Consider the following 17,042-nt stretch of genomic DNA (forward strand, 5'->3'; position numbering starts at 1 on the left):
AACGTTATTGCAAACTTGTAAGGGTTAATTTTACCTCAATGCCATTTAACAAGAGGGAGTTATCCCTGTTTTCCTTATTGAAATTAGCGGGACAAGTCTTGCGCAGCTATTGATTACGCACCATATCTCATAGAGCAAGCAAAAACAACCCGGAGTGATACGTGGTCGATAACCTCTGCCCGCTGTGCGGGCGCATCCTGGGAACGGTCAATATCGACCGCCATCACCTGATCCCGAAGACTTTCAAGGGCAAGGAGCAGTTTGCGATCCACAAGATCTGTCATCGCAAAATCCACTCGGCGCTCACCGAGCGCGAGCTGCTGCAGAGCTACCATACCTGGGACGCGCTGCGCGGGCACGAAGAGATCGCAGCCTTCATCGCCTGGGTGGCGAAAAAGCCGCCAGATTTCTATACGCGTACTTACACATCCAATAAGAAAAAGAGCCGCTGAGCGATAGGCTGCCAACAACTTCGGCGCGCGTTCGCGGTCCAAGGTGGAGTGGAGGACGCGATGGACATCGACTGGGTCAATTTTACGCCGTGGCCGGCGCTGGCCGGCGGACTGCTGATCGGCCTCGCGGCAGGCGGCCTGCTGCTGTTCAACGGGCGCATCGCCGGCGTCAGCGGCATCCTGGGCGGCCTGCTGCGTCCAGCGCCCGGCGAGAGCGGCTGGCGCCTGGCGTTTCTCGCCGGCCTGGCCGGCGCACCGCTGCTCTACACCCTGGTGGCGGCGCTGCCGCAAGTCGAGGTCGATGCGGGCTGGCCGGCCCTGATCGTATCCGGCCTGCTGGTCGGCATCGGCACCCGCTACGGCGGCGGCTGCACCAGCGGCCACGGCGTGTGCGGCATGGCGCGCGGCTCACCGCGCTCGCTGGCGGCGACCGTGGCCTTCATGGGCGCCGGCTTCGCCGTCGTCTACCTGCTGCGCCATGTGTTCGGGAGCGCTTCATGAAAATCCTGTTCGCCCTGTGGGCCGGGCTGCTGTTCGGGACCGGGCTGATTCTCTCCGAAATGACCAATCCGGCGAAAGTGCTGGCCTTCCTCGACCTGGCCGGCGCCTGGGATCCGTCCCTGGGCATCGTCATGGGCGGCGCGCTGCTGGCTGCGATGCCGGCGTATGCGCTCGCGCGGCGCCGGCGGCGCTCCTTGCTGGGAGAGCCGCTGCAGTTGCCGACCGCAACGCGGATCGACCGCCGGCTGCTGGCGGGCAGCCTGGTATTCGGCGCCGGTTGGGGACTGGCCGGGTATTGTCCCGGGCCGGCGGTGGCGTCGATTCTGGTGGGCGGGGGCAAACCGCTGCTGTTCTTCCTGGCGATGGTGGCGGGGATGGGTGTGTTCGAACTGCTGGGACGGCGCGGAAAACGCGATGAGAAACAGCGCGCGGCGGCGTGAGCATACTGCAAAAGCAAAAAGGGCCGCATTCGCATGCGGCCCTTCCTATTCTGGCCCCCTGCCCTGACTCGAACCAGGGACCTGCGGATTGATAGTCGCAGGGGCAAGGTAGAAAATGTTTTTATGTGACGGCGGCATTAACGGGCCTGTGCCTTTCTGAAGCACGCATAAAATGGGCAACCAAGGCCCTTGCACTGCTCACATGTACGAACAGTGCGGGCGATCTATTTGGGCGAGCCGCTCGTGCCCCTCTGTCGGTTCATCGTCCGCCTACATCCACGTGGAAGTAGATGCAGCGCTGTGAAGGTGGGACATCGTTGTCGCTGCAACAGGATCAGTCAATAGAACTGATTAGGCGGGCTCCGCACTCGGTAACATCTCCATCGTAGGCGTATGGCTTGCCTTTGTGCTTTGCACCGGCACCATCCGGTTTAATCGCAAATTTCCCTTTGCATGCCGGACAAAAGGTCATGTCGTCCTGGATTGCCGCTGCTTTGCCTATAGCAATCGTCTCCGACGAGGCACTGATGACCTGGCCGCCATGATCAGTCTTGTCATCCAGGCGAATCACGCCTCGGCCCTGATGTTTCATCACCGCTCCCAATTATAGTTTCGCCGCATTGTCACTTGGCGGCAGACGTATCCGGTTGGCCTTTTGGGTAAATGTAGGAACCTTCGGGTGCGCCGGGCACTTTGACTCGGAACTTCAGGCTGGAAAGAAGTTTGTCCCATACCGCGACCGCCTCGTCGTCGGTGACCGATGCCTTCTTAGCGGCCCCGACCATATTGTCCTTAACCTTGGTAAACATGGCGGCATGAAACTCGGATGGATTGGCCACGTCTGTCGGCGTGCCGACAAAGGCCCACTCGAAATCGTGAGTGCCGTCGGGCCTGCGAATGAGCGATTCTTCGCCCTTCCAATGTTGTACGTCCCGTTTGCCCTCGCGCAGAACGTCACGCTTGGGGTACGACGCGCCTTGGGTTTCTTGGGCGCCCTTAATGCGGGCAAGCAGGGACAGTTCATCACGCTTCATCTGCTCGAATTCAGCTTTGTCATAATCGGCGTAAGCGTCTTTGTTGGAACTGACGGAGAAGGTAACATCCGAAAGACTGGGCAAATAAATTCCCGCACTGATCGTTTCCTGAGCCACATAGCGATCGCTCGGCATGAAGCCGTGTTCGACGCAAAAACCCGGCTCAGTCGGTAGTGCCTCTGCAGCGCGCAATCTCAAGCGTTCGGCCCGAGCCAGCTGTCGGGCGATTACCGTGCTTTCGTTCTCTCCTTTTGAGATCGAATCATCTAACACGAATGTGATTTCGCCCTTGCTTATGTACGTGTAAAAAAAAAGCGCATTGCGTTCTTTATTGTACTTATCTTCGAAATAGCGAACTTGCCAGCTATCCGCGATCGGCCCCGGGCCGCTATAGGTAATCTCAGCAGTGTCGTCTTCCCACTTCACTTTCCTTATTTTCGCGTCGGCGCGGCGCTTTGCCTTTTCTAATCCGCCGGAAACAACCTCAATGCCAGAGTCGAGAACGGCACTCCCCGGTATGAGCTGCGCCTCCTGAGGCACTTCGATCGCATAGCGGCCGAAACAAAGGATTTTTGTCCTTTCAAACAGTGCCTGCAGGCGCGGGCTGAGCTTGACTTGTTCGGGCATGACGGTCTCCATGTAAGTGTAATTGCGGGAATTTACACACAACGACACCAAGGCAAGCAGCAAGAGGGCCAGGATCGTACCGCGCTTCAGGTAAGTCATAGTTTTCACGATTACTTCCATTTCGCTGTCTTGGCGATTTGAACAACGGAATACAGCAGGGACGCCAGGACGTCTTGGTTGGCGTAGCTATTTTGGTGCTCATAGCTTTTTCCTTTCGTCTCGCCGTGCACAAACAATTTCCCAGTGACCTGTTTGTCGGAACGGGCGGCCGGAACGGTTTCGTCGCCCGGGGCCGTTGGAGGCTTGTCATCCAGGCGAATCACGCCTCGGCCCTGACGTTTCATCACCGCTCCCGATTATAGTTTCACCGCATTGTCACTTGGCGGCAGACGTATCCGGTTTGCCTTTTGGGTAAATGTAGGAACCCTCGGGTACGCCGGGTACTTTGACCCTGAACTTCAGGCTAGAGAGAATTTTGTCCCATACCGCGACTGCCTCGTCATCGCTTACCGACGCCTTCTCAGCGGCGCCCACCAAACTGTGCTTAACCTTGGTGAACATGGCGGCGCTAAACGAAGACGGGTTAGCCACTTCTGTCGGCGTACCGACAAAGGCCCACTCGAAATCGTGGGTGCCGTCGGGCCTGCGAATGAGCGATTCTTCGCCCTTCCAATGTTGTACGTCCCGTTTTCCTTCGCGCAGAACGTCCCGCTTGGGGTAAAGAGCGCCCTGCATATCTTGGGCACCCTTGATACGGCCAAGCAGGGACAACTCGTCGCGCTTCATTTGCTCGAACTCAGCCTTGTCGTAATCGGCATAGGCGTCCTTGTTCGAGCGGATCGAGAACGTAATGTCCGGGAAGCTGGGCAAATAGATTCCTGCATTTACCTTCTCTGAATCACCGTACCGATCACCTTTCATGAACCCGTGTTCGATACAGAAGCCCGGTTCGGTCGGCACCTCCTCCGCTGCGCGGAGCCGCAAGCTCTTGGCTTGCGCGAGCTGTCTGGCGATTACCGTGCTTTCGGTCTCGCCTGTCTCGATGGCATCGCCCAGGACGAAGGTGATCTCGCCCTTGCTGATATACGTGTCGAAAAAAAGAGAATTGTCCTCCTTTGCGAATTCGTTCTCGAAATAGCGTGTCTGCCAGCTATCCTCGATCGGCCCTACGTCGTTGTAAGTAATTTCGGAAGTACGCTTCTCGCGTTTCAATTTCACAATTTTTTCTTCCGCCCTGCGTTTCGCTTTCTCGATACCTCCCGAAATAATATCTATATCTGAAGGAAACGAGGCGCTCCCCCAAACAAGCTGGGCTTCCTGCGGCACCTCGATCGCATAGCGGCCGAAACAAAGGATTTTTGTTTTCTCGAACAGCGTCCGCAGGCGCGGACTGAGCTTGACTGGTTCGGGCACGGTGGTCTCCTTATAGGCATAGGTACTGGAGTTTCCAGCCAACGACACCAAAACAATCAGCAAAGCAGCGAACACTGCGCCACGCTGCAGGGTCGAGGTGATCTTCATGCAGCCTCCCACTTTGCGGACTTGGCGATTTGCACGACCAAATACTGCATCGTCGCTCCTGATTACAGTTTCGCCGCATTGTCACTTGGCGGAAGTCGCCTCGGGTTTGTCCTTAGGTAAATAGTAGGAACCCTCGGGTGCGCCGGGCACTTTGACCCGGAATTTCAGGCCGGACAGGAGCTTGTCCCACAGCGCGACTGCCTCGTCGTCGGTGACTGATGCCTTATTAGCGGCCCCGACCAGATTGTGCTTGACCTTGGTGAACATGGCAGCGCCAAACGAAGACGGATTAGCCACATCTGTCGGCGTACCGACAAAGGCCCATTCGAAATCGTGGGTGCCGTCGGGCCTGCGAATGAGCGATTCTTCGCCCTTCCAATGTTGTACGTCTCGTTTGCCTTCGCGCAGAACGTCCCGCTTGGGGTAAAGAGCGCCCTGCATATCTTGGGCACCCTTGATACGGCCAAGCAGGGACAACTCGTCGCGCTTCATTTGCTCGAACTCAGCCTTGTCGTAATCGGCATAGGCGTCCTTGTTCGAGCGGATCGAGAACGTAATGTCCGGGAAGCTGGGCAAGTAGACTCCTGCATTCGCCATCTCCTGATGATCGTACCGATCACTGGCCATGAAGGCGTGTTCGATGCAGACGCCTGGTTCAGTCGGCACTTCGTCCGCAGCGCGCAGCCGCAAGCTCCCGGCGCGCGCGCGCTGTCTGGCAATTACTGTGCTTTCGGTCTCGCCCTGCTTGATGGAATCGCGCAGCACGAATGTCATCTCGGCTTTGCTGATATACGTGTCGAAGAACAGCGCGTTGCGCTCTTTTTTGTATTTGTCTTCGAAATAGCGCGTCTGCCAGCTGTCCTCGATCGGCCCTACATCGTTGTAAGTGATTTCGGCAGTAGCGTCTTCCCACTTCATTTTTGCAATTTTTTCTTCGGCCCTGTGTTTTGCTTTCTCGATTCCACCGAGAAACACCCTGACGGTTGATGGAAACGAGACTTCTCCCATAATGAGCTGGGCTTCTTGGGGTACTTCGATCGCATAGCGGCCGAAACAAAGGATTTTTGTTTTCTCGAACAGCGTCCGCAGGCGCGGACTGAGCTTGACTGGTTCGGGCACGGCGATCTCCTTGTAGGCATAAGTACGAGAATTTCCAGCTAATGACACCAAAGCAATCAGCAAGGCAGCGAATATGGCACCACGCTGCAGGGTCGAAGTGATCTTCAAGCTGCCTCCCATTTCGCCGTCTTGGCGATTTGTACGACCGAATACAGCAGCGAGGCCAGCACATCCTGGTCTGCATAGCTGTTCTGGTGTTCGTAGCTCTTGCCTTTGGTCTCTCCATGCACGAACAGCTTGCCCGCAATCTGTTTGGCGGAGCGGGCGGCGGGGACGGTTTCGTCGCCGGGGGCGGCTGGCGGTTGCAGGACGAGCGTCAGCACGCGGCTGGCGGTCTGGACTTTCAATGTACCCTGGGCGTCATCGCTCAGCAGCTTCCAGGTCTCTACTGGGGACAGCCTGATGTGCCGGCTGTCCCATAAGTCGGGGTCGGTCGCCTTGAACACGATCTCGCCATAGCTGAGGCGTTCCTGCGACGAACAGAAGCTGCCGTAGCAACTGGTCGGATGGAAGGTGGTCTTGATGTCTTCAATAAATTCACTGGCTTTTTTCAGGCGCTCCATAACGGCAGAGATACCCCCGCCATCCTCTTCTATTACGCGCCCGGGGTTGACCCAATTCGGATTGATGAGTCGCCACCATCGATCGGCGGGTTGCAGGTAAATGCTCTCCAAGGCGCTCGCTTTGTCGCCCGGCCAGCTCCACATCTCGCGCCCGGACCCGTCCACGACCTTCAGCCACGATTTGCCGTAAGCGGAACCGGGAAACAGTTCCAGTGCGGCAGGCGCGTTGGCGAGGATGGCGGTGGCATGTTTCCCATTGAGGCCGAAAATGCTGGCCTTGGTTTCGGGAAACAGCAACGCCTTTTCCAGGAACCCAAAACGCATGCGTTTATAGGATGCGGCGGCGCCCATGGTCGGCATCACGTTATGGTAGATGCCGAGCATCTTGACAGCGGGGTCGTTCAGCAGGTTCCCATACTTTGGATGGATGAGCGCCCGCGCCAGCAGGCCACCCATGCTGTGCGTGACGATAATTACCTCGTCGCACTTGAAGCCCCGCTTCTGGTAGCCCTTGGCAAGCCCGCGGATCCGCTCCGCGATCGTCGTCGCGGTTTTTCCGTTGCTCTTCAAAAAGTTGTATCCCATGGCATGGACGGGATACCAGCACGCGGCGATTTTCTTCAGGTCCTGCTCCGTCAGTGCCGAGCCTGCATTTACGCCGCCAAAAGTGCGTGGATCGGCGAAGAAGGGTTTCCACATTGGGTTGGCCGCATCTCCTACCACCATATTGTTGAGGTGGCTTTCAGCCGTTTTCAACATCTTCCCGTAAGCTCCGGCGAACAGGACCTCGCTCCAGCCGCGCCACCTTGCGATCTGTGCTGGTGTTTCGCGTTTCTTCACCAGAGGACCGCGCCTGAAGTTCCGTCCTGTTACCGCACGCATTCCTATCAGGGGTGGAATGGGTTCGAGGCTGTCGGGGACGTTTTGATGCAATTTGTCCGAAGCCAGCGTTTCGGCGCCTTCGGGATCGAAGCGATCTTCGCTTTCCGTATAGTTGTAGTACTCGACCTCCGTCTCGTTCGGGTCGAGCATGAGTTGCCGCTGTTCCGGCGAGGCATTCTTGTACCAGCCGACCAGCCCGGCACCAACAAGGGCGGCCCCGCTATTGATGCCGACCATGTCGTCCGGTCGCCACGAACGGTTATCGGGCCGATCAAGTTCTTCCTGTCGTTTTTTGCTCAGCCGAAGATTGCTGCCCATCACACCGGGCAGGAAGATCACGGGAATCACTTTTTTGGGCGGGAGCTTGACGTCGTGGCGGATCGTGTCGGACGTCTTCGTCATGTGGACCGTGTATTCCGCCCACCCGCCGACACCCTGCGTGAATTCGCCCTGATAATTGCCGCGCTCGTTCAGTTCGGATTGATCGCTCATGGTAGTTCGCCCTTGTAGCGGATGGTATAGGAGTCGAAACCGCCGGATTTCTGTACCTCGGTGCTGCCGCTGGCCGCCGTTTTCCCGTCCATGACCGTTCCATCTCCGCGCACGAGTTCGTAGGCGACGGCCTTCTCGGGCTTCAGGTTCGCGTCGACGAAGTTGACCTCCTGGTCGAACTGGTAATCCCGGGAGCGTTCGTTGAACGCCTGCGACACGCTTTTTGGCGGCAGCGTCTCGAGATTGCCGTGGAATAGCACTGGCGCCGCGGTGAAAAACTGGACTTGCTCGCCGATCTCGACCATGTTCTTGCCGCCGCCGTACATGCGGATCCCTTTCTTGCCGCGGATGTTCACCCACTCCGTGTCGCTGATCATCTCGAGCACCTTATTGGCGATGATTTCCACGTCGTCGGTCTGCGCCTGCACCGACACCTTGCCGGCGGCCGCAATCAGCTTCATTCCCGCCTTGTGCACGAACAGCCTGAAGGTCTTGCCCACGCTGGCGAACAGGCTGTCGACGCTTGCGAGCGAAAGACTCTTGCCGCTTGTGATCGCGGTGTGGCGTTCGCTGGCGATGTGGGTCGACTGGGCGCTCGTGAGCTCGATGCCGGCAGGGCTCGCCATGACAAGATGCGGCTCAGAGAGCTCGGGGGACGACCCCTTGGCTGCCCCGCGGATAGCCGAGTTCTGGGCTTTGACGTCCTCCGCAGCCTCATCCTGTTGGCCGCTTTCCTGCGCTTCGTGATCGAGCGCCATCGCGGCCAGCTGTTCCTGAATCTGCGCCGCCGATGCCAGCCGCTGTGCGGTCTCGCCCAGGTCCTTCGCATGGGACGCCGCGTTCAGCCGCGCTTCGGTGGTAATGAGCATCCCCTGGGCGGCGCGGGCGACACCCCAGGCATTGGTCGTGAGTTCCCAGCCTTCCCCGCGCGCGTCCTTGCGCCCGCTCGTGTCTTCGATGCGTGTAATATGTCCCAACGAGAGCTGGCTGCATTGATGATCGCTTTTCAGCTGCGCCTGGATCTGCTCCTTCGTGTCATCCAGGATCAGGTGATTGCCGCGCGCGCCGCCGCCGAGTTCCCGGCTGCGCAGGCCGGCCAGGGCACTTTGCTCCGGAAGCTTCCAGGGCGGCATGTGTTTGCCGTTGTAAACTGCGCCAAGGATCAAGGGGTGGTCGATATTCCCATTGGAATAGACGACGCCCACTTCCTCACCCACGCGCGGCAATCGGACCTGCCCGAATTCATTGCCGGCGGCGGGGGTCATCACCCGGATCCAGGGCGAGCTGTTCTCGTCGTATTTTCCCAGCCGGTCCCAGGGAAACTGCAGCTTGACTCTTCCATAGCCGTCCGTATGGATATCGGCGCCGGCGGGGCCGACCACGGTCGCGGTGTGCAGCCCCATGTAGGTGCCGGGCGCGCTGTTGAAGCCGGGGCCTGGGCGCCAGCGGATGTCCTTGCGGATGCAGGTGAAGCGGTTCTCGTATTGCGAGGGCGCGCCGACCCCGGCCTGGTAGTTGTTGGTCGCTTCGTGTTCGACGTCCAGGATCAGGTAGCGGCGGTCGCCGATACTGCGGCGCGGCTCGGGATCGTATTCGGGCGAACGCGGCTCTGCGCTGAAATGGTCGCCGAGCTTGAAGGTGCGGCCCGGCAGCACGCTCCTGTCGTTGCCCGCCGCCTCGAAATACTGCCTGTTCTTGTCCTGCTCTTCCATGCGTTGCGCTGCCAGTTGTTCGCCGTCGCTGCGCATGCGAAAGCCGTACGCCCCGGTGTCCTCGTAGATCTCGTAGGGGAAGACGTCGCCTTGCTGGTTGCCCGAATCGACGCTGGCACGCTGCGCCCCCGGATTCTTGTAATCCGTGCTCGCCAGCGTGACCTGGCCCGGGCCAAGGCGCCGGATCGCCGTCCACTCGTGGATGCCGTCGTCCTCGCGCGAGCCGCCCTTGTCGTGGAACGGGATCAGGTAGGCTTCCTCGTCGATCGGCTCGGCCAGGAAGCTGTTGTCCGAGATCATGAGCTTGTGGCGGCCAAATTCATGCTCGTACCAGTAGTGCAGGCCGAGTGCTTCCCAGCGCCGGTGCAGGTGGTTGTAGTCGGTCTCGTTGTACTGGTTGGCGACGGTCAGCTTCGACTCGTCGACCGGGTACATGTGCCAGTCGGCCGGGCGGTAGTGCTTCAGGGTGTCCTCGGTGATCTCGCGCACGCTCTTGTTGTGGAACGACATGCTGTTCTTGCGCAGCCGCGTGAACGCGAGCCAGGGTTCGAGCACCATCTGGTAGAAAGCGAAGCCGCCGTCGCTGCGGACAAAACGGAACTCGGTGACGTAGCCGTTGAAATAGCGCAGCGACCCGTCTTCCCGCACCAGGGAGATCGTCACCATTTTGCCCATCACTATCTTGAGGGGGATGCGCGGGTCGTCCGACAGCGCCTCGACCACGATGCGGAAGCAGCGCGACACTGCCTCGGAAACCTTCAGCTTGTTTGGAAGCAGGATGGCGGGGGGGCCGTCCTCGAACGGAAAATCGAGCCGCATGATGCGGTTGTGCTGGGATGCGCCGCTGAACGCCGAGCGCGCGGCGCCGGCCGCGATTGCCTGGATTTCCCCCACTGATTGCCTCCGATCGCCGCGAATTAGAAAAAGTCCAACGGCTACGTTACCTTGACGTCGCTAGGCTGAAATTGACCAGAGTCAATGCGTTTCCGTAAGCCATGTCTACAGTTTCCCGAGAGTCTTCTGCGAATCGATCTTCTCTAGGCGAATCTGACATGCTGAAAAAACTGGCACAACGAGGACTGGCCCGAAACGATGGTGTCATCGCGCCTGGAAGGCAGTCGCTGGAGCACCAACTGATCGACATCGGTCCAGCGGTGGACTGCAGCCGGGTGACGACTCTGCGCGGGCGGCCCTACCCGGTCGAGTTTCGCAATCAAGGGGCAATCGACGCCTGGACGCGGGCGCTCGGGCACACCGAGGTCTGGCGCCGCTGGCAAGATCAGAGCACGCTGTGCTGGCAGATCAGGAAGGAGATCCTCCGGCAGTTCGAGCACACACGGCCCGAGCGCCCGCTATCCGGAGCGATGGCCGAGATGCTCGCCGAGGACCTGCAAAGGCTCGCGGTCGAGATCAGCGTGAACCTGAAATACCATTTGCAAAAGGGGACGGTAATCGAGGCCACGCCGGCACTGGAAACGCTGCTGACGAACTCGGACGTAGACCTCAGCCTGCCGATGAGCATGGTGGCTCTGCCTTATCCGGCCCAGTACTTACGCTTTGGAGACACGGCGATGCGCTACCTGAAGGTGCCGGTTTCGCAGGCCGAAGACCATTTGTTCGATGGCGTTTTCTGTTTCCTGACCCCACCCGCCGAGCTTTGCGCCGACGGGGAGTCTCGCTGGACGCTGGAACTCATCTTTGCCAGCAAGCGCCAGGATCTCTACAGAGGCCATGTATCGCTGCTCGGCGAGACCGACAGGGGAAACACCACAGTTGGCGAATGGTTGACCAGGGTTCTTGGCGCTGTCAAAGAACAGGCGGACGGGGATTTCCATCGGCCGATGCACGCCGCGGTCAGCTACGTTGTGAGGGTGTTCTTGTATATGGCATTGAAACAGGCGCGCGTCGCGGAGCACCGTGACCACGATGCGGCGCTGCGCCGTGCCGCTGGCTTGGGCGAGCGCAAGCGCGCCAAACTCTTGCAGAGATCGGCCTCCCTGTACGACGGCATCATGGTTGGTCCCGAGTCCTTGCCGTTAAGCGCGCCGACGTGTGCGTCCGGAGGCAGCGTGACGCCTCATTGGCGCCGGGGGCATTTTCGGATGCAGCCCTTTGGCATCGGAAACCTGCAGCGCAAACTCATCTTTGCCGCGCCGGTACTGGTTCATGCGGAACAGCTGCAGGGCGAGGTGCCCGCGCCCAAATCCTACCGGGCCGGTGCCGCCGCAGTCACCGCCGCTTGACCCGTTCCCCCTCCCTGTGCCGGGAGAGCGACGCGCGCCGGCAGGCGCAGCATCGACCTGATTTCTGGACGCCTGGCGACGCCGTCAGTCCCGGTCAGGAACGTGTTCCAGCCAAGCCGGCGTGGCGCTGTCCTCGTGCTCAAGGTGAAGCGCTTGATGCAGGGAGGCGCGAGCAGCAGCCGTAGTTCGTAACGAACGGTTGGCGTCGCAAACAGGCTGGCCATCTCCGCCAGGGCGGTCAGCGCGTCTCCGCCGGGAAGAAATCCCGCTACGTGCGCATCGTCGAGAGGGCCGATGTGCAGCTTGGCGCGCAGGTCGTGGCGCCACTGGCGCACGCCGAGCGCCGCACTGACGCCAAGCGTCGGCGCCGTGACGCCGAGCGTACTGCGCCGGTTCAAGGGGACCGGCGCCCAGCAGCCCACGAACTGCTCCAGCTGGACCGGTAGCCCGAAGTAGGCGCTCAACACTTGTTCGACTGTGCCTGCCGAGACCGGCCGGGTCCTGAGCAGCCCCGAAAAGTAGGCTGCAGTCTCCTGCTTCACCTGGCCAGCCGGGTACATGTGTCCGGATGCCGATCTTACGCCCGCCATGGCGGTCAGCATTGGAAGCAGGCGGTCCTGGCCCTGGACGTCGAGGCTATGCTCGACCCGGTACTTGGCCCAGGCTTCGTAGAACATCCCGATCAGGCGGTTCGACAGCACATCAAGCAGTTCGCGCTGGCTGGCATCGCCGGCATGCGCCTTCTGGGCGGCGATCCGCTCGGTGTCGTGCATGGGAAGGGTGCCGCCAGCCCCCAGCAGCCCGATGAATGCCGGCGTGATCCGGATGCGCTTCAGCTCCCCCATGCGCAGGGAAGCGAGAGAATCCGGCACGTCCGGCTCGACCTCGAGCGAATGCACTTCGCTGGCCGGGAACGAGAGCGACAGGTTGTTCTGGAACCTGAGCACCTCGCGCATGGCTCGCTCGTAGGGAATACCCTGGCGCCGCAGCTCGCGCAGCAGGAGGTTGAGCAACTGTGTGAATTCGAACTGGTGCGGTTCGGCCAGCAGCACGCCGATCACACTAGATTCATGCGTCCGCTTCGTGGCTTGCATCGGAACAGTTCCTTTCCGCTTTGCTGAGACAGGATGACGAGCTCGACAAAGCTGTTGATATGCACGTACAGCGCGAAGAACTGGTCGAGAACCTGCACGAACAAATGCAGGCCGGCGCCGGCGTAGGCTTCTTCGTCGAGCGTGAGGCGGATCTCGGTGCCATGCACCAGGGAGGAACCGCGCTTGTGCCGCATCCAGGCCGTGGTCTCGCTCTGATCGAGGGAGACAATGCCGCCGATCTGCCGGCGCGAGACGGGCGACGGTGCGAAGTCGTACAGTGCCAGCATCTCCCGCAGGCCGTGCGCCCCTTCCAGCACCAGCGAATGGTGGTTGAGCGCGAGGTGGGAGATCAGGCGCCAGTGCATGCCAGGTGTGTTCGCCAGCCGAACCGGACGGGTCGGCCTGCGCAACAGGCGGATCACGTTGCCACCCGTTGCGCCGGGAATGGACAAGTCTCCGTCCGGCGCGCCGATCTTGAGCGAGCATGGCAGGTCGCGGTTGGTGCAGTTCAGATCGATGGACAGGACGTTGCGTTCTATTTCGAGCGGCTCGCAGTCGGCGTTGACGAGTGTGATCGATTTTTCATGGCCGGGACTGCAAATGGCAAGGGTTTCGTCATGGTGCATCAGCCAGTAGCGTCCACGTCCCGTCAGGCTTTCGTCGCCATGCTGAAGCGAATAAAAGGGGCGAAATTCGGTGACGGTCGCGCCCGAGCCTTGCTGGCGCACCAGGTGCACCTGGTCGACCGAGTACACCTCGTACGCTTGCGGATGATTGCCGTGCGCTAGCAGGGTGTAGTCGGCCGATAGCTGGTCATAGGTGATCGGCACGCCCGGTTGCCTGAACAGGTTCACTACCGGCGTGCAGCCGGCCAGAAGATGCTGTTTCGACAGGCTTGCCAGCATTCGCGCCTTGTCGCCCTCGTGACGTATGTCGGCGATCGCCAGGCGCAGCGTGAAGTGCGTGCGCCCGGCAGGGATGCGGCGGAGCAGGACTGGAATGTCGATGTCGAAGAAGTTGAATTTCTCGGGAAAGGCGAAATACTCGGCGAGGAGACGGTACGCCGCGTGGGCGCGTGCTTCGAAGGGAATGAGCGCATCGTCATCAGCGAATCCGGCTGGCGTGACCGGGACGAGCGGCAATCGTTCCCATGGCCCCTTGTCGTCCAGTTGCACGTATGCGGCTCGGGTGTGCATGAAAAGGGTGTCGCGCAGCGCAGCGCAGAACGAGGCATCGCCATCGGCGTACAGGCGCATGGCGGTAGCGGTTGCCGCGCAGAGCGGCTCGCCCGGCCGCGCTGATGCGAACTTTAGCGTCAGCGTCGCGGTGACACTCTCGGGCAGGCGCGTCGCGACAGGGGCGCAGACGGCGGTGTCGAAGCTCGCTTCGGAAAGCACGACGCCCGAAGGCTTGACGTCGTAGACAGTCTTGAACGTGCAAGCCACGCCGGCTACTGGCGCGGATGCGAGCAGGGTGCCACGCGGCATGTCGGGAATCGTTCCTGATTCTTTCTTTCCGCCTGGCTCGCCCAGCACGCGCGCGATCGCGCACGAGGGAAACGGTCGCAGGTAGTGAGGAAACAGCAGATTGAGCAGCGCTTCGGTGAACTGCGGATACGAATCGTCCACGCGCTTCGCGACGCGTGCGCTGAGCAAGGCGACGCCCTGGATCAAGCGTTCCACGTGGGGGTCGTCGCACGTGTCTCCTCCCAGCTGCAGTTTCGCCGCGACCTTGGGGTAGCGCTGCGCATACTCCCGGCACAGCGACCTGAGGGTGACGAGTTCGCGCTCGTACTTCGTGAACAGTTCATCCATGGGATCGGTGCTTTTCGCGTTTTAGTCCGTGCCTTCGATCGAATACTGCTGGAGGGAAGGCCGGAACACGGCGTTGAAGGATATCGGTTCGCCCAGGTGCGCGCCTTTGAGCCGGGCGGTGATGACGAAGTCGACGCGGTTGATCGCACCCTGCCTCGGGCGCAGGGTCACCGCCACCTGATGCAATCGCGGCTCGTGGCGTACGATTGCCAGCTGGACGGCCTTGCAGATTTCCTGCTGATCGTTGTCGCTGCCCATGCACATGCTGGCGAAGTCGATGAGGCCGTAGTTCACGATCGATCCGGATACTGCCGAATAGGACTCCAGCGACGCCAGCGACAGGGCCGATCGGGTATTGAGGAGCGCCTGCAGGTCGCGCGTGACGCTGCGTATGGCCTCTTCCATTGCCCGCGCGCGCGTTTCGCGCTTGTTGCCGGAAGGCAGGGCGTCATCATCGTCGAGGCGATCGAACAAGCCGCGGGTAAAACCTTGCATGGTGTTCTCCTCCAAGGGGCCCCGAAGCGACCACGGCAGCCATTATCGAGCCTTGCATGTGAAAAACGTTGCGCATTCACAATGGAGTGGCGTGAGCAGGCCGATGGCACAACAGGATGAGCAAGATCAACGACTGCGAAGGGTTGCGAAGTCATGCTTCCAAGAATCTGTCTGGTAAAAACACTTCGTGGAGGAGCTCATGAGCGCGGCATCCAAGATCATGTGGTCGGAAGGCCTGACGTTAGGTCCGCAACACTTCCAGCGCCAGGATCTCTACCACGAAGCGCGGCTCAAGCGGATAGCCTCGGCCCTGAACCCGTACTTCTGGGGCGTGTGCGCGGTGCAGTGGAATCTGGCCGGGCTGGAAAATAACCGCCTTGGTGCGAGCACAATGTCGATCATCTTTCCGGATGGCGAGATCTATGAGGCGCCGGAGGCCGACCTGTTGCCTGAGGTGGTCGACCTCTCGCGCCTGCCGGCTGACATTAATACGTTCACGTTTTACGCCGCGCTTGCCCTCGTCAAGCCGCACGGCGGCAATGCCGACGAGAATGGGCGCTACGCGTGCCGAGAAATCGAAACAAGCGATCTGTTCAGCGAGGCCCTGGCGATCGAAGTGCCGTTCCTCAAAAAGCAGCCGAGGTTAATCACCCACGCCGAGACGAGCGGCCTGCATGACAGCGTTTCCGTGGTCCGGATCCGGCGCGCGCCAGAAGGCGGTTTCGAGATAGATCCTTCATTCGTCCCGCCGAGTGTTACGATCGGCGCCGCTCCGGCCCTCCGGGGCTTGCTGGATGAGCTGGTTAGCGTGATGACGGCGAAGATCGAATCGCTCCAGCGTACGCACCGCAAGGCGAGTAGCGAAGTGTACGAAGTCGGCGCGGGCGACATTTCGTCATGGTGGATGCTCAATATCCTGAGCACGGCCAACGCCCAACTGATGCACTGCTCCCGGTCCCCGGGCTTGCATCCGGAAGCCATGTTTCGGCAAATGCTCTCCGCCGTAGGCGGCCTGATGACGTTTTCCGACCGCTTCAAGACAGCCGATTTGCCGGCCTACCGCCACGAAGCACTGGGCGAGGTGTTTGCGGAGCTCGATGGATTGTTGCGCGACCTGGTCGATACGGTGATTGGGACAAAATATTTCATCATTCCGCTGGTCGCCGAACCGGGCCGGCGTGCGTATTCGCAGGCGGTGCTGGACCCGGCAAGAGTCACTCAACAGACGCAGCTATGCCTGGGAGTCACCGCCGATATGCCCGGACTCGAACTGGTGGCGACAGTGCCCATCCGGCTCAAGGTTGCCGCACCCGATGCCATCGAAAGTATAGTCAAGTCGGCGTTGCCGGGCGTGCCGCTGGCGCATATGCCTCAGGTACCGCCAGCAATCCCGGTGCGGCCAAATACCTATTACTTTTCATTGTCGACCAAAAGCCCTCTCTACGAAAAGGCATTGCACGCTGGAGCGCTGGCGGTCTACGTGCCGGACGGAATACCGGGGCTAAAGATCGAGCTGATCGCCATTACGTGATCAGGGCCACGGTGTACTTCGACCCGCGTATTCTACCTCTATGCCTGACTGTGACCCTTCCAATGCATCCCGATCGTGCTTACGTGCTATCGGTTTCGACTGAAAATAATTCAGCAATGCTCCTCCAGGGTTCCAAGAGGTGACCGGGGCATTAATGATCCGGTGCGGAACCTCGACGATGTCAGGGTTATACATTGGCTGCTGACAGCAGCCAAGTGGCAGCAAGAGGCGGCCTTCTGCACGTCACGATTACAGCACAGCGGGATGAGGCACTCGCCGTTCCGGAAATAAAAAAGAGCTCATATCACTATGAGCTCCCCTTCGTATTCTGGCTCCCCGACCTGGACTCGAACCAGGGACCTGCGGATTAACAGTCCGTCGCTCTACCGACTGAGCTATCAGGGAATTGAGGCAATATTATAGCCGGGCGTTTGCAGTTTGACCAGTCCCGTATGCGAATCGCTTTCGCCACCGATCCCGCGCCGCCCGCTTTGCTATAGTTTCGGCTTCGCCGCCAGCTGC

At 60.2% G+C, this 17,042-nt stretch carries 15 protein-coding genes and 1 tRNA gene; 5 read left to right on the forward strand and 11 right to left on the reverse strand.

Annotation, left to right across the window (positions count from 1 at the left end):
* Nucleotides 1–161 precede the first annotated feature (161 nt).
* The 3 genes from KY496_RS10330 to KY496_RS10340 are packed head-to-tail and all read left to right on the forward strand — an operon-like array spanning nt 162 to nt 1,393.
* Complete coding sequence (locus KY496_RS10330) at nt 162–452, forward strand: hypothetical protein (protein WP_005666294.1); 291 nt, start codon at nt 162–164, stop codon at nt 450–452.
* Nucleotides 453–512: 60 nt separating this feature from the next.
* Nucleotides 513–953, forward strand: coding sequence for a YeeE/YedE family protein (locus KY496_RS10335; protein WP_219864669.1), 441 nt, complete (start codon nt 513–515; stop codon nt 951–953).
* The gene (locus KY496_RS10340; protein ID WP_005666292.1) at nt 950–1,393 is read left to right on the forward strand and encodes a DUF6691 family protein; all 444 of its coding nucleotides are present in this window, start codon (nt 950–952) and stop codon (nt 1,391–1,393) included. The genes KY496_RS10335 and KY496_RS10340 overlap by 4 nt, the downstream gene beginning before the upstream one ends.
* 334 nt (nt 1,394–1,727) lie before the next feature.
* Here KY496_RS10340 and KY496_RS10345 read toward each other — a convergent pair whose 3' ends face one another.
* From KY496_RS10345 to KY496_RS10375, 7 genes are all read right to left on the reverse strand, one after another.
* Nucleotides 1,728–1,985 carry a PAAR domain-containing protein gene (locus tag KY496_RS10345; protein ID WP_219864670.1) on the reverse strand — a complete coding sequence of 86 codons (258 nt, stop codon included), beginning with the start codon at nt 1,983–1,985 and terminating at the stop codon, nt 1,728–1,730.
* Between the two features lie 31 nt (nt 1,986–2,016).
* Nucleotides 2,017–3,153 (reverse strand): T6SS immunity protein Tli4 family protein, encoded by a 1,137-nt coding sequence (locus KY496_RS10350; RefSeq protein ID WP_229520533.1) that lies wholly within the window; start codon nt 3,151–3,153, stop codon nt 2,017–2,019.
* Between the two features lie 11 nt (nt 3,154–3,164).
* Nucleotides 3,165–3,398, reverse strand: coding sequence for a hypothetical protein (locus tag KY496_RS10355; protein WP_005666287.1), 234 nt, complete (start codon nt 3,396–3,398; stop codon nt 3,165–3,167).
* Between the two features lie 31 nt (nt 3,399–3,429).
* A complete protein-coding gene (locus tag KY496_RS10360) occupies nt 3,430–4,575 on the reverse strand; it encodes a T6SS immunity protein Tli4 family protein (RefSeq protein ID WP_219864671.1) in 1,146 nt (381 codons plus the stop codon).
* Nucleotides 4,576–4,656: 81 nt separating this feature from the next.
* Nucleotides 4,657–5,802, reverse strand: coding sequence for a T6SS immunity protein Tli4 family protein (locus KY496_RS10365; RefSeq protein WP_219864672.1), 1,146 nt, complete (start codon nt 5,800–5,802; stop codon nt 4,657–4,659).
* Nucleotides 5,799–7,631 carry a hypothetical protein gene (locus KY496_RS10370; protein ID WP_219864673.1) on the reverse strand — a complete coding sequence of 611 codons (1,833 nt, stop codon included), beginning with the start codon at nt 7,629–7,631 and terminating at the stop codon, nt 5,799–5,801. Before KY496_RS10370 ends, KY496_RS10365 begins: the two co-directional genes overlap by 4 nt.
* Nucleotides 7,628–10,237, reverse strand: coding sequence for a type VI secretion system Vgr family protein (locus KY496_RS10375; RefSeq protein WP_219864674.1), 2,610 nt, complete (start codon nt 10,235–10,237; stop codon nt 7,628–7,630). Before KY496_RS10375 ends, KY496_RS10370 begins: the two co-directional genes overlap by 4 nt.
* A gap of 158 nt (nt 10,238–10,395) precedes the next feature.
* Here KY496_RS10375 and KY496_RS10380 point away from each other — a divergent pair, with 158 nt between their 5' ends.
* Nucleotides 10,396–11,586: a hypothetical protein gene (locus tag KY496_RS10380; protein ID WP_219864675.1), complete on the forward strand. Its 1,191-nt coding sequence runs from the start codon at nt 10,396–10,398 to the stop codon at nt 11,584–11,586.
* On the opposite strand, the gene tssG is transcribed toward KY496_RS10380, so the two are convergent.
* The 3 genes from tssG to tssE are packed head-to-tail and all read right to left on the reverse strand — an operon-like array spanning nt 11,550 to nt 14,989.
* The gene (tssG, locus tag KY496_RS10385) at nt 11,550–12,680 is read right to left on the reverse strand and encodes a type VI secretion system baseplate subunit TssG (protein ID WP_005666281.1); all 1,131 of its coding nucleotides are present in this window, start codon (nt 12,678–12,680) and stop codon (nt 11,550–11,552) included. The genes KY496_RS10380 and tssG overlap by 37 nt on opposite strands.
* Entirely contained in the window at nt 12,644–14,494 is a 1,851-nt protein-coding gene (gene tssF, locus KY496_RS10390) for a type VI secretion system baseplate subunit TssF (protein ID WP_005666279.1), read from the reverse strand. Before tssF ends, tssG begins: the two co-directional genes overlap by 37 nt.
* Before the next feature lie 21 nt (nt 14,495–14,515).
* Nucleotides 14,516–14,989, reverse strand: a complete 474-nt coding sequence (tssE, locus tag KY496_RS10395; protein WP_219864676.1) for a type VI secretion system baseplate subunit TssE — start codon at nt 14,987–14,989, stop codon at nt 14,516–14,518.
* A 199-nt stretch (nt 14,990–15,188) separates the two neighbouring features.
* Between tssE and tssK the strand changes: the two genes are divergently transcribed.
* Nucleotides 15,189–16,520 (forward strand): type VI secretion system baseplate subunit TssK, encoded by a 1,332-nt coding sequence (gene tssK / locus KY496_RS10400; RefSeq protein ID WP_005666277.1) that lies wholly within the window; start codon nt 15,189–15,191, stop codon nt 16,518–16,520.
* Between the two features lie 329 nt (nt 16,521–16,849).
* Here tssK and KY496_RS10405 read toward each other — a convergent pair.
* Nucleotides 16,850–16,925: transfer RNA gene (locus KY496_RS10405), tRNA-Asn, on the reverse strand.
* Nucleotides 16,926–17,042 lie beyond the last annotated feature (117 nt).

Origin of the sequence: Massilia sp. NP310, from assembly GCF_019443485.1 — a bacterium.
In the GTDB taxonomy this organism is placed as follows: domain Bacteria; phylum Pseudomonadota; class Gammaproteobacteria; order Burkholderiales; family Burkholderiaceae_D; genus Telluria; species Telluria timonae.

What these genes read in the sequence shown, in the direction of transcription:
- KY496_RS10335 (WP_219864669.1), top strand. Translation starts at nt 513, where the DNA reads ATGGACATCGACTGGGTCAATTTTACGCCGTGGCCGGCGCTGGCCGGC.
- KY496_RS10340 (WP_005666292.1), top strand. Translation starts at nt 950, where the DNA reads ATGAAAATCCTGTTCGCCCTGTGGGCCGGGCTGCTGTTCGGGACCGGG.
- KY496_RS10345 (WP_219864670.1), bottom strand. Translation starts at nt 1,985, where the DNA reads ATGAAACATCAGGGCCGAGGCGTGATTCGCCTGGATGACAAGACTGAT.
- KY496_RS10350 (WP_229520533.1), bottom strand. Translation starts at nt 3,153, where the DNA reads ATGACTTACCTGAAGCGCGGTACGATCCTGGCCCTCTTGCTGCTTGCC.
- KY496_RS10355 (WP_005666287.1), bottom strand. Translation starts at nt 3,398, where the DNA reads ATGAAACGTCAGGGCCGAGGCGTGATTCGCCTGGATGACAAGCCTCCA.
- KY496_RS10360 (WP_219864671.1), bottom strand. Translation starts at nt 4,575, where the DNA reads ATGAAGATCACCTCGACCCTGCAGCGTGGCGCAGTGTTCGCTGCTTTG.
- KY496_RS10370 (WP_219864673.1), bottom strand. Translation starts at nt 7,631, where the DNA reads ATGAGCGATCAATCCGAACTGAACGAGCGCGGCAATTATCAGGGCGAA.
- KY496_RS10380 (WP_219864675.1), top strand. Translation starts at nt 10,396, where the DNA reads ATGCTGAAAAAACTGGCACAACGAGGACTGGCCCGAAACGATGGTGTC.
- tssG (WP_005666281.1), bottom strand. Translation starts at nt 12,680, where the DNA reads ATGCAAGCCACGAAGCGGACGCATGAATCTAGTGTGATCGGCGTGCTG.
- tssF (WP_005666279.1), bottom strand. Translation starts at nt 14,494, where the DNA reads ATGGATGAACTGTTCACGAAGTACGAGCGCGAACTCGTCACCCTCAGG.
- tssE (WP_219864676.1), bottom strand. Translation starts at nt 14,989, where the DNA reads ATGCAAGGTTTTACCCGCGGCTTGTTCGATCGCCTCGACGATGATGAC.
- tssK (WP_005666277.1), top strand. Translation starts at nt 15,189, where the DNA reads ATGAGCGCGGCATCCAAGATCATGTGGTCGGAAGGCCTGACGTTAGGT.